We start from the raw sequence: 14,245 nt of genomic DNA on the forward strand, positions 1-14,245 counted from the left end.
AAGATATAATGGAAAAATAAAAACCATACAATAAAGCTCTCATAGCTAAGTTGTTTGTAGATTTACAAGACCTCTGGTTACGGTATTAATCTCTTTATAGAATGTGTTTTTAAGTCTGTTTATACTAGTATCATCAAAATAATTGCCAGCATAATTGAAGTAAAGAGATAACTGACCATCTTTAATATAGCTTAATATAATAAGCTTATATGGTACTTCTCTGGTTATCGGTTGTTCTAGAAAAGTTGTTTTGACTGGATGCCAATCTGTCCATTCATTTATATCATTGTCTAATACACCATGATAATTTAATAGTATCTCTGGCGTTTGATAGTTGTTAAACGCTTCACGGGTATCTTGATTTTCATCTAAATACCGAAGTATATTAAATGAATTACCTCTATGAGGCATACTATTAAGCTGATTTTTTATTAAATTATTAGTTGTAACAAAAGATTCTGTTTCTGTAACTTTCGAAACAAAAGGGAAATTATTCACAAAATACCCGACTGTTCGACTTAAATCTAACTCAGAATCCAATATATCTCGTCCATGACCATTGACGCTGAAGATTACCTTCTCTTTCTTTAGCCACTTAGCTAAAGAACGTGAAACTAGCGTAAATAGGATCTCCTTTAAATTTGTTTTATAGAATGTAGTTAAAGATGTACGCAAACTTTGTGTAACTTCTCTACTTAAAGTAAGACTAACTGTTTTAATGTCTTTATAAGTGTTACTAAATGATGATTTATCAACATTTATTCTATATCCACTAATTTCATTTAAAGTATTAACCCAATATCCCTGAGCACTCGATACCTTTTCTGATTTGATAAAATTTTGGCAATTTTCTACCCATTCTTTGTATGTTGTTCCTTTATCAAAAGTAGGCTCTAACCCTTTTTCTAAAAGTTCGTATGTTTCAATTAAGTCTTGCTGTAAAATGCGGTTACTAATGTTATCAGAATAAAGATGAGATACAATCCATAGCACCCTATAGGTGTTATGTTCCCATCTAATTAATGCAGCTCTGTTCATTAACCCATTAGTAAACTTAGTCTTTTCTGCTAAACTTAGCTGTATATCCTTAAAAGCAGTTTCCTTTTCTTCCTCATTTTTGTATGCTGTCAAATCGTATTGCTCAAAATTCACCTTTATGTTTTCAGACGGTTTAATTACTTGTATGAATTTCTCGTCTTTATACGGGTAGGTAGCACGTAACATGTCATGATGTTTATGGAGTATCTCTATAGTTTTTTTAAGTAAATTAGGATTGATTTGCTTACTGGTTTGTAGACAAATAGGTAAGAAAAAGAATTCCGGATCATATTCTGACATTCCAAACGCCATTTTCTGGATGTGGGAAATTGGAACTTCACCAGTCATGGAAATATTGGTATTAGCGATTGAATTACTTTGTGTTGAATCTTTTTCACTTTGCTTTAATAACTTATTAATATGTGCAGTTAAATCTTTAAAACTCGTATTTTTGAATAAGTCCTTTAGGTGAATAGTTACTTTAAATATTTTCCTAATACGTGATTGAACTTGAATAAGATGTAATGATTCTCCACCAAGTTGTAAGAAGTCGTTATCAAAAGAGACGTCTTCGACTCCAAGTACTTCCCTCCAAATAATCTTTAACCACTCTTCGGGTGTTTTACTATCTACACTAACTGTTGTAATCCTATTAGAATTTTTCTTATCATTGTTATCTGTTTGTTTATTTGTTGATACCCCTTCTCTGCTAAACATGGAAGATTGATCAAAATTACTCCAACAAGAGACTAAATCAAAAGAATAGGTTGGAGCATGTACACGTTTACGTGCAAATTGCTTATCGAATTCTCGCCAGTTTACAATTACACCAGTACTCCATATTTTCCCCAAGCTTTCCTGAACAGTTTTCCATGCTGGCTCTTTACGATTCATTGAAGATAATATAATTTGGCTGTCATCCGTAACCATTGATTCTACAAAAGTTTTTAATACTGGATGAGGGCCAATTTCTAAAAAGATATCAATTTCTTTTGAGATTAGAGTTTCAACTCCGGAAGCGAAATGAACAGTCTCCTTTAAATGTTTACACCAATAGTCTGCGTCAAGCACTTGATTCATAATAATGTTTCCTGTAAGGTTCGATACTAAAGGTATTTGCAAAGGTGTAAAAGTTATATTATCATTCATATATTTATGGTAGGTATCTAAGATTGGTTCCATTAGTACAGAATGTGATGCTGAAGATATTGGCAGTAGTTTATTTATTATCCCATCATTCTCCAATTGTTGCATTAACTCTTCAATTAATGGTCTCTTACCACCGATTACAAATTGTTGCGGACCATTAATTGTTGCGATAGTAAGTTCACTATTATATTGAAGCAAATAGCTATTTATAATCTCTAATGGACTATTTACAGATAGTAATGCACCACTCTCAGTCTTTTCTTCCATTAAATAACCTCGTTTAACTAACATTAGGAGTGCGTCTTTAAGAGATAGGCCACCTGCTATACAAGCTGCCGTGTATTCGCCAAGACTATGACCAATAACATAATCGGGTCTAACTCCCCAAGATAGCCAACTTTTTGCTAAAGCATATTCGACTATAAACATAGCTAATGAGCTGATGTTAATATGGTCTAAGCTTGAGTTGTAATCAGAATTGAACATGTACTCTGAGAAATGGATCGGATAGTAAGGTTTCAAAATATCAAAACATTCTTCAAATATCTCTCTTATTAAAGGAGAGCTTTTATAGAGTTCATATCCCATCCCACTATAGTGTGAACCTTGCCCACTGAAAAGAAATACTATTTTGTGTTTCTTATTCATTTTTTGCCCATAGTTAGCGGAATACTGGAAATCTAATGTTGAGCTACTACCTAATTGATGACAAATTTCTTTTAATTTCTCCTTATTTTCAGCAACAATTGTGAGACAATGATCAAAAGTTACTCGACCAACGTGAAGTGTAAAAGCTAGATCCCCCAAATTTTGTTTTGGCTCTAAATCTAAATGCCTACCAAGGTTAATTACAGCATTTTTTAGTGCTTTTTGACTTTTAGCAGATAAATTAAACAGATGATGTGAACGTTCTTCGATCCCAATAGAATTTTTTTGATTCATAAAATCATCCTTAAATGTTTTTTTGTAAACTTTACCATGCCAAAAGATTTTACTTTTGGCATGGTAATCTCTTAAATAAATTTAGGAATCAGGTTAATGGAGGTTCTTCTAAAATAACGTGCGCATTTGTACCTCCAATTCCTAAGGAACTAACTCCAGCCCGACGTGGGATACCGTTCTTACTATCCCAAACTTTTAATTCTGTATTTACATAAAACGGACTATCTTTAAGGCCACAGTCAGGGTTTGGCTTTTCGAAGTTAATACTTGGAACTAGCTTGTCATATTTCAAGCAAAGGGCCGTCTTTATTAAACCCGCAATCCCCGCAGCTGAATCGGTGTGACCAATATTTCCTTTAACAGAACCAAGAGCGCAGGATGCTTTTTCGTGTACATTAGAAAAAGCTTCTTTTAAAGCTGAAACTTCAATAGGGTCACCAAGATATGTTCCCGTTCCATGTGCTTCTATATAGCTAATTGAAGAGGGATCAACATTCGATGCTGCTTGTGCCTTTCGAATTACATCAGCAACTCCTTGAGGGCTTGGAGCTGTATACCCTATCTTTTCATTCCCATCGTTATTGATTGCTGAGCCTCTAATTATTGCATAGATTGGATCATTATCTCTTTGAGCATCAGAAAGACGTTTTAATAAAATTACGCCAACTCCATTTCCACCAACTGTTCCGTTTGCGGATTCATCAAAAGGTCTACACTTACCATCAGGTGAAAGAATAAATCCTGGCTCATAAACATATCCTTCTTTTTCTGGTACCTGTACACAAGCTCCACCAGCAAGTGCATAATCAGATTGTCCGCTTAAGAGGCTTTGACATGCCATATGAACTGCTACTAATGAAGTAGAACAAGCTGTATCAACTACAACACTCTCTCCTTTTAGGTTTAGCTTGTATGAAGTACGTGTTGCAACGAATTTTTTTAGTGTTGAAATATCAGATTGAAATTCATTAGATGCCTCTTCGTCACTATTTCTCGAACCCCGTGGCGAATATTTAGTCTCTGAAATTCCTGCATAAACAGAAGTCCCAGCGCCAATTTCTTCTAAATTGTATCCAGCATTTTCGATTGCTTCCCAAGCACAAAGTAAGAAGAAGCGCTGTTGTGGATCTAGATCACTGGCTTCTTTATGCGACATTTGGAAGAAATCAGGATCAAACATATCTATTTCTTCTAAATATCCACCCCTAAGTACTAAACGTTCTAAAATATCTGAATCAAGAGACTCTAATGAGTATGGAAGCTCTTCTAAAGGAATATCCTTAACTAGCTCATTGCCTTTAGTTAAATTTGACCAAAATTCATAAGTGTTTTTAGACTCTGGGAAGCGCAATCCAATACCAATAATTGCAATTGACTCAGTTTTAGAAGTTGGTATTTGTTCTTTTTGGCTAGATAGAGCAATATTTGTATTAGTAATTTGTCCAATAGCTTGAGCTATAGATGAAATAGTTGTGTATTTAAAAAGATCAGTTACTAAGACATTAACTTCCATCTTCTTTTTAATAGATTCTTTCATTTTCATTAATAATAAAGAATTGCCACCTAAATCAAAGAAGTTGTCATTTATATTAATCCCTTCAGGGTCTATTCCTAGGACCTCAGCCCAAATATTAAGTAATATCTCCTCTAATTGATTTAAAGTAGAATTGCCACCATTATTATTTAATTGAATAGGAGCTTTTCTTTCAAATTCCTGTTTAATAAGCTTATGGCGATCAATTTTTCCGCTTGGTAAAAATGGCATTTTATTTAATGGTATAAAATCAGATGGTATTAAATAAGCCGGTACCTTTCTTTTTATAAATTGACGCATTTCCTTTCCATCTATATAATTGCCGGTGCTTGTGTAATAGGCTACTAACTTGTTATTACCTATAGAGTCTTGTGTAACAACAACAGCTACCATATGAATATCTTGATGTTCCAGAAGGTGCGACTCAATTTCACCAATCTCAATTCGATATCCTCGTACCTTGATTTGGCCATCTTTTCTTCCTACATATTCAATGGTCCCCGCAGATGTTAAACGGACAATGTCACCCGTTTTATACAGTTGCTTTTCTGGATAATACGGATGCTGAATAAACGCTTCCTTTGTTTTTTCTGGCTTGTTTAGATAGCCCCTTCCCAGGTTTGCTTCACTTTCGATATATAATTCCCCCGGTGTATTTATTGGACAAGGATTCATATACTGATTTAAAACATGAAGTTTTACGTTGCTTATCGCTTTTCCAATTGGAATGTTAGATTGGCTATCCCCAAGTTCATTTACTAACTGTGTAGCTACAAAGACAGTGGCTTCAGTCGGCCCGTACACATTAACGATTTCGATATGCCCTCCCCGACGCCACCATTCGCGTACAAACTCTGATTTTAACGCCTCTCCTCCGACCACAATTCGCTTCATAGTTGACAATTTGCCTAAGTCACTCTCTGGCAGTAATTTCGCAAATTGATGGAAGAGTGCCGTCGGCATCAAAGTCATGGTAGCTTTCAATTGCTGGACAACATCCGCAAATTTATCAATGGATTGCCTTTCTTCATCAGACAAGATATGCAGACGTGATCCGCATAAGATAGTCTGCCAGATTTCCCATACGGAAACATCAAAACTGTGGGAAGAAAACTGTAAGACTATTTCTTGGTCCACAAAATCGTTATATCTGCATTTCCAATCTTCTACCAGATTTACGACACCCATGTGCCTTAACATTGCACCTTTTGGCTGGCCTGTGGAACCCGACGTATAGATTACATAGGCTAAATCATCCGAAGTATTGTAAATCGGAAGATTATCAATACTTGTTTTATCCGGAATATCTCCCAATGTGACGGTCTCAAGATTGTGAACTAATTTGCTCTTTAAATGTTTTTGAGTAAGTAGTAATCTTATGCCACTGTCCTTCAACATATATTCGATACGTTCTTCCGGATAAACAGGATCAATAGGCACATATGCCCCACCCGCTTTCAGTATTCCAAGCATGGTAAGAATAACTTCTGCCCCTCGATCCATCATAATACCCACAGGCTGGTTAGGTCCCACACCCTTTTCCCGTAAGAAATGGGCAAGCTGGTTGCTTCGTTCGTTAAGCTCTCTATACGTAAAGCTGTTCTGCGCATCAGATAACGCTGTCCGATTGGCACAGCTTTCGGCTTGTTTGTAAAACAGTTCCGGAATGGTTTTTTCTAAATCAAATGGAATAGTTGTATCATTTAACTGCCTATGCAACAGTTGGTCTACCTCTGGTAGTAAATCAAGATTCCTAATCGGCTCATCAAATTGGTTCACCAAGGCCATCAATATCTTCTGATACATTTCGTCGAATCGTTCAATGGTCTTCTCTAAAAACAAGTCCGTACTGTATTCATAAGAAAGCTTAATTCCTTCTGGAGTATTCGTTGCGAATAGGCTAAGATCCATTTTTGAAGTAGTATGGGACACTTCTTCATCCACGGCTTCGAAATTTAACCCCGACTGTTTATCCTCTCTTCCATTTTTATCGTGGTAGGAGAATATAGTTGCAAACAACGGGGATCGACTAGAATCTCGCTGAGGGTTTACCTTCTCCACCAATAAGTCAAATGGGTAATCTTGATGTTCATACGCGCTTAATATTTCCTGTTTTACCTCCTGCAGAAGATCCCTAAGTGTGTTCACCTTATCAAATCGAACTCGAATCGGGAGTGTATTTACAAAAAATCCAATCATATCCTCTAGTGTCTCTACAGATCGACCTGTAACCGGTGATCCCACAATAATATCCTGATCTTCCGTCAATACATGCAGTAACATATTATAAGCAGCAAACAGGAGCATATATAGTGAACCATCTTCTTTGTTCGCCAGAGCCCGAAGCTGTTTAGTCAAATCTTTGGAGACTTTGGAACGTATTACTGATCCGCTAAGACTCATTTCTTCAGGACGTACTTTGTCAGTTGGAAGTTCTAAAACTGGCAAAGGCTTTTTCAGCTTATCCAGCCAATAGTCTTCTTGTTTCCCCCACATTCCTTTTTTGATCTCTTGATTCTGCCAATCTGCGTAATCGACATACCGAATAGGGAGAGGGGTTAGGCTTGGCTCTTCATTTCTTATTAGCGCCTCATAGATTACTGACAGATCACGGAAGAAAATATTATAACTCCATGCGTCTGTAATAATATGATGCATATTAAGGTAAAGTTTGTAATCCTCTTTACTACATTTATAAAGAATTGCACGAAGTAAAGGAGCTTTTGCTAAATCAAATGGTTCTGCGTTAACATCTCGAGTTTTTAAATTTATATATTCTTTCTGATCATTAGAAGCCATTCCACCTAAATCACGATATTCTAATAAAAAATCTATCCTTGACTTAATTGATTGGTATGGCTGTCCATCCACATCAGTAAAAGAAGTTCGTAAAGAATCATGACGATTTATAACTTTTTTAAAAGCTTGCTCAAATTTTGGTACATCAAGAGTTCCTTTATATGTGTACATGGCAGCTACGTCATAGCTTCTGTTATCCGCAATCAATTTATAAAGAAACCATAAACGTTTTTGTGAGTGCGATAGCTCATATCTATCTTGTTCTAATAACCTGTTGATTTTCCTCTCACCATATCCATATATAGATAACTTACTGAGTAATTGTTCTATACGTTCGGACATTCCCTTTAAAGTAGGATATTGGTATACGTCTTTCATACTAAATGTTATTTTAAATTTGTTATTTACACGATTAAGTAGCTGAATTCCTAATAAAGAGTGCCCTCCTAAATCAAAGAAGGAATCGGAAAGTTCAATTGTGTTGTATTGGAGAATATCCTCCCAAATTTTCACTAATATAGATTGAGTAGAAGTTAAAGGTTTTATAGCTTCCTGATTTATCTTCTTATTTTGGGATTCATACTTCTCCAACATCTTCCGGTCCACTTTTCCACTTCGTAAAAGTGGCATTTTTTCTAATTTTATAAATCTCGCAGGTAACATATAAGTAGGTAACTTGTCTACAACGTAAGAACGGATATCTTTTTCACTAAAGTCTTCTCCTGTTGTTGTATAGTAAGCAATTAATGTTACAATTTCGTTTTCTTTTTTAGGTATCACAGCTACCATATGAATATCTTGATGTTCCAGAAGGTGCGACTCAATTTCACCAATCTCAATTCGATATCCTCGTACCTTGATTTGGCCATCTTTTCTTCCTACATATTCAATGGTCCCCGCAGGTGTTAAACGGACAATGTCACCTGTTTTATACAGTTGTTTTTCTGGATAATACGGATGCTGAATAAACGCTTCCTTTGTTTTCTCTGGTTTGTTTAGATAGCCCCTTCCCAGGTTTGCTTCACTTTCGATATATAATTCCCCCGGTGTATTTATTGGACAAGGGTTCATATACTGATTTAAAACATGAAGTTTTACATTGCTTATCGCTTTTCCAATTGGAATGTTAGATTGGCTATCCCCAAGTTCATTTACTAACTGTGCAGCTACAAAGACGGTGGCTTCAGTCGGCCCGTACAAATTAACGATTTCGATATGCCCTCCCCGACGCCACCATTCGCGTACAAACTCTGATTTTAACGCCTCTCCTCCGACCACAATTCGCTTCATAGTTGACAATTTGCCTAAGTCACTCTCTGGCAGTAATTTCGCAAATTGATGGAAGAGTGCCGTCGGCATAAAAGTCATGGAAGCTTTCATTTGCTGAACAACATCCGCAAATTTATCAATGGATTGCCTCTCTTCATCAGACAAGATATGCAGACGTGAACCGCATAAGATAGTCTGCCAGATTTCCCATACGGAACCATCAAAACTGTGGGAAGCAAACTGTAAAACTATTTCTTGGTCTACAAAATCGTTATATCTGTATTTCCAATCTTCTATCAGATTCACGACACCCATGTGCCTTAACATTGTACCTTTTGGTTGGCCTGTGGAACCCGACGTATAGATTACATATGCCAAATCATTCGAAGTGTTGTAAATGGGAAGATTATCAATGCTTGTTTTATCCGGAATATCCCCCAAAGTGACGGTCTCAAGATGATGAACTAATTTGCTCTTTAAATGTTTTTGAGTAAGCAGTAACCTTATGCCACTGTCCTTCAACATATATTGGATACGTTCTTCCGGATAACCAGGATCAATAGGCATATAAGCCCCACCTGCTTTCAGTATTCCAAGCATGGCAAGAATAACTTCTGCCCCTCGATCCATCATAATACCCACAGGTTGGTTAGGTCCCACACCCTTTTCCCGTAAGAAATGGGCAAGTTGATTACTTCGTTCGTTAAGCTCTCTATACGTAAAACTGTTCTGGGCATCAGATAACGCTGTCCGATTTGCATAGCTATCGGCTTGTTTGTAAAACAGGTCCGGAATGGTTTTTTCCAAATCAAATGGAATAGTTGTATCATTTAACTGCCTATGCAACAGTTGGTCTACCTCTGGTAGTAAATCAAGATTTCTAATCGGCTCATCGAATTGGTTCACCAAGGCCACCAATATCTTCTGATACATTTCGTCGAATCGTTCGATGGTCTTCTTTAAAAACAGGTCCGTACTATACTCATAAGAAAGCTTAATTCCTTCTGGAGTATTTGTTGCAAACAGGGTAAGATCCATTTTTGAAGTAGTATGAGAAACTTCTTCATCCACGGCTTCGAAATTTAACCCCGACTGTTTATCTTCTCTTCCATTTTTATCGTGGTAGGAGAATATAGTGACACACAACGGAAATCGACTAGAATCTCGCTGAGGGTTTACCTTCTCCACCAATAAGTCAAATGGGTAATCTTGATGTTCATACGCGCTTAATATTTCCTGTTTTACCTCCTGCAGAAGATCCCTAAGTGTGTTCACCTTATCAAATCGAACTCGAATCGGGAGTGTATTTACAAAAAATCCAATCATATCCTCTAGTGTCTCTACAGATCGACCGGTAACCGGTGTTCCCACAATAATATCCTGATCTTCCGTCAAAACATGCAGTAACATATTATAAGCAGCAAACAGGAGCATATATAGTGAGCCATCTTCTTTGTTCGCCAGAGTCCGAAGCTGTTTAGTCAAATCTTTGGAGACTTCGGAACGTATCACAGATCCGCTAAGACTCATTTCTTCAGGACGCACTTTGTCAGTCGATAGGTCTAAAACTGGCAAAGGCTTTTTCAGCTTATCCAGCCAATAGTCTTCTTGTTTTTTCCACGTCCCTTTTTTGATCTCTTGATTCTGCCAATCTGCGTAATCGACATAGCGGATAGGAAGAGTAGTTAGGCTTGGCTCTTCCTCCTTTAATAGTGCCTCGTAGATTACTGACAGATCACGGAAGAAAATATTATAACTCCATGCGTCTGTAATAATATGATGCATGTTAACATAAAATCTATATTCTTTCTCAGCACATTTAAATAAAATCGCTCTTATAGGAAGTTCTTTAGACAAGTCAAAAGCAACTTTATTATTGTTATCTATTAAACTACTAATTTTCCTGTTTTGAACCTCAAAGTTATCTAAAGTTAAATCGATATAATTAAATTGGAAAGGACTATTTTCTTTAATAATTTGTCGTGGTATACCTTCTTCTTCAACAAAAATAGTTCTTAATGTTTCATGACGTGCTACTAATTTATCTAACGATCTTCTAAACGTATGAATGTTTAGATAACCATTAATTCCCTTTATCATTGGAACATTATAAAATTCATTTAACGGATTGAGAGTATATAAAAACCATAACCTTTTTTGAGAATGGGACAACTCATAGTTCTTTTTAGTCGGTAACTTCTTAATCTTTGATTCTTCATTATTGATATTCGCCTCGTTATAAAACTGTTCAATATGTAAAGCTAATTGATCTAAAGTACCGTTTGTAAATATATCCTTAAGATCAATTTTTACATTAAATACTTGTTTTATACGATTTATAACCTTAACTGCTACTAACGAATGACCACCAATTTCAAAGAAGTTATCTTTAAGACCGACTTTTTCTTTATTAAGTACAAGTGACCAAATTTGGCTTAATTTAATCTGTGTAGGCGTAACTGGCTCTAAATATCCCTTTCCTTCATCTGTAACAATATTGACAATTGATGCTTTTAATTTCTTCCGATTAACTTTCCCATTAGATGTTAGCGGAATCTTCTCGACCATAAATACATGGTTAGGAATCATATACAGAGGAAGTTTATCTTTTAAAAACTTCTGTATTTCTTCTAAAGAAATTACAATCTTGTCATTAGGGGCTAAAAAAGCAATTAAGCGTTTATCTCCTGTTGCTACTTCATGAGCAATTACAATTGACTCTTTAATAGAAGAATGTTCATTTAGAGCTTTCTCAATTTCTGCAAGCTCTATACGTACACCCCTTATCTTGACTTGATCATCTTTTCTTCCTATAAAGACTACATTTCCATCAGGTTGATAATAGCCTCTATCACCTGTTTTATACATAAAAGCATCTTTTTCATCAAATAAATCAGGGATGAATGCTTCCTTTGTTCGTTCAGCATCATTTAAGTATCCCTTAGCAAGCCCCACCCCAGATAGATAAATCTCTCCAATGACTCCGACAGGAACAGGTTGCAATTCCTCATCTAAAACATATAATTTTGTATTATGAATTGGTTTACCAATAGGGAGGTTATCCCTACCAATATCCTCCTTAGAACATTTATAAACAGTTGCATCAATAGAGACTTCCGTTGGTCCCCATTGATTGTATAAATTAACATGTGGTAATTTCTCAAAGTGTAGTTGAATAAGTTCCGATTTCAGAGCTTCCCCACTAGATATCACTGTCCTTAAACGTAGTAATTCCTCATAGTTTTGATCCTTAATACTATCTAGGAAAAACTTTAATACACTTGGTACAAATTGTATAAATGAAACATTATATCGAATTGCAGCCTCTAGTATTGCTTCAGCATCACTGTGAAGTCCCGGCTCCAAGACTGCGATCCGCGCACCAATCATTAAAGGCCAGAAAAACTCAATAGCAGAATCATCGAAAGTTAATATAGTTTTTTGTAAAACTGTATCTGATGGACTTAATCTATGATAGTCTTGCATCCAACAAATCCTATTTACCCAACCTTTGTGTAAATTAGCCACCCCTTTAGGTTCTCCAGTAGATCCAGATGTATAGTAGATGGATACTAAATTGTCTGATTTCACGTTTATCTCAGGATTGTTAGTGGAGAAATTCTCCAATTCACCCCAACTAGTTTCAACTGATATATAAGGGATTTTTATATTTGATAGATTTCCGCTTAAATTTTCTTGAGTTAAACATACGACTGCTCGAGAGTTCTCTATAAGCTTTAAAATCCTTTTTTTAGGTGCCTCCGTATCTATTGGTAAATAGGCTCCACCAGCTTTTAAAACTCCTAAAAGGGAGATGACCATTTCCAATGATCTATCCATGTATACGACTACAGGTTTATCAGGCCCCACCCCCTTTAAACGCAAGTAATGGGCCACCTGGTTAGCTTTTTGATTAAGTTCATGATAGGTGAGGCGTTTATCTTTATAAATAACAGCTTCATTATTTGGTGAATGTGCTACCTGTTCTTCTATTAGCACATGAAGAGGTTTTTCCTCTGGATAATCAAAAGTTGTTTCGTTCCAATCTCTTAAAAGCTGTTTTCTCTCCATCTCTGTTATTAAAGGATATTCAGTTAACCTTTTATTTGGATTATTCCCGATAGCCTCTAACAATACTTTAAAATTGTTTGCCATACTTTTTATAGTTTCTAAACTATAGAGGTCTTTATTATATCTAAAAGAAATATCTAAATTTTCATCTTCCTCAATAATTGAGATTGTCATATCATATTCAGATTTTCCAAAATCCACCTTCAATTCATTTATTGTTAAATCTGAAATTTCGAACTTGAGCGGAACTTCCGTTTGAAATTCAATTTGAAATAATGGAGTATAACTTAAATCTCTTTTTGGTTGTACACGCTTCACCACTTTTTCAAAAGGCGCCTCAATATTTGAGAATGCTTCAAACATATTTTCCTTTACTAAATCAAGAAGCTCTTGATATGACATATTCTTTGAAAAATTAGTACGTAAGACAACGGAGTTAATGAAAAAACCAATTAGGTCATCTGTCTGGCTGTTACGATTTGAAATAGGACACCCTAATGTGATATCCTCTCTAGATGTATATCTAAAAAGAAGTGTCTTAAAGGCAGCCAACATTATAATAAATAAACTTGTTTGTTTTTTAATACTTAAATCCTTAAGCGACCTATATATAGTGTTAGGTATATTAATATTCAATAAAGCTCCATTTGAAGTTCGGATCATAGGTCGTTTATAATCAGTTGGGAGTTCTAATAAAGGCTCAACGTTTTCTAATTTCTTCTCCCAATAGGTCAATTGTCTTTCTAAAGATGCCTTATCAAACTCATTATGCTGCCAATAAGAGAAATCCCCGTATTGAATTCCAAGAGGCTTAAGAGGCGAAGGTTTATTATTTAGAATTTCAGTATATAAAGCACTAATTTCCTTTACTAATAATCCAGCAGATGTTCCATCAAAAATAATATGATGTACGATGAATTGTAGCCAATGCTCATAATCATTGATCTTTAGTAGGTTAACTCGAAATAGCATACCCTTTTCTATATCAAAAGGTTTATCTGCTTCCTCCTTTAAAATATTTTGCGCATAAGCAATTTTCTTTTCTTCTTCATTAATATGGCTTACATCAAGATGATTCACTTTTATCAATAGATTAGGAGAAATTACTTGCACAGCTTCTTGTTCTTCTCCCTTAGAAAAAGAGGTACGAAGAATTTCATGGCGGTCTATAACTTCTTGTATCGATGATTCCAACACTTTAATATTAAGCTGGCCTTCAACTTTAAAAACCCTTGAAACATTGTAAGTTGAATCACCCGGATTCATTTGATTAGCAAACCACACCCCATGTTGTGCATAAGAAAGTGGAGCATCAACACTATCAGGCCTTCTACCAATTTTATTTCTTCTTTGTGCTCCCAATCTTTTTAATCTTTTTTCAATAAGTCTATTTTTATTTATATTTTCATCTTCCTTTTTCAACTAGTTTTCCCCCTTTGTTCT

General features: G+C 35.6%; 2 protein-coding genes. Both read right to left on the bottom strand.

The features are described 5' to 3' along the window. Positions 1-45 precede the first annotated feature (45 nt). On the bottom strand, positions 46-3,129 hold the full coding sequence (locus ACZLO7_RS14355; protein ID WP_464939157.1) for a condensation domain-containing protein: 3,084 nt from the start codon (positions 3,127-3,129) through the stop codon (positions 46-48). 88 nt (positions 3,130-3,217) lie between these two features. Further along, entirely contained in the window at positions 3,218-14,224 is an 11,007-nt protein-coding gene (locus tag ACZLO7_RS14360) for a non-ribosomal peptide synthetase (protein WP_464939156.1), read from the bottom strand. Between the last annotated feature and the right edge of the window lie 21 nt (positions 14,225-14,245).

Source organism: Viridibacillus sp. d25.2 (assembly GCF_055456015.2).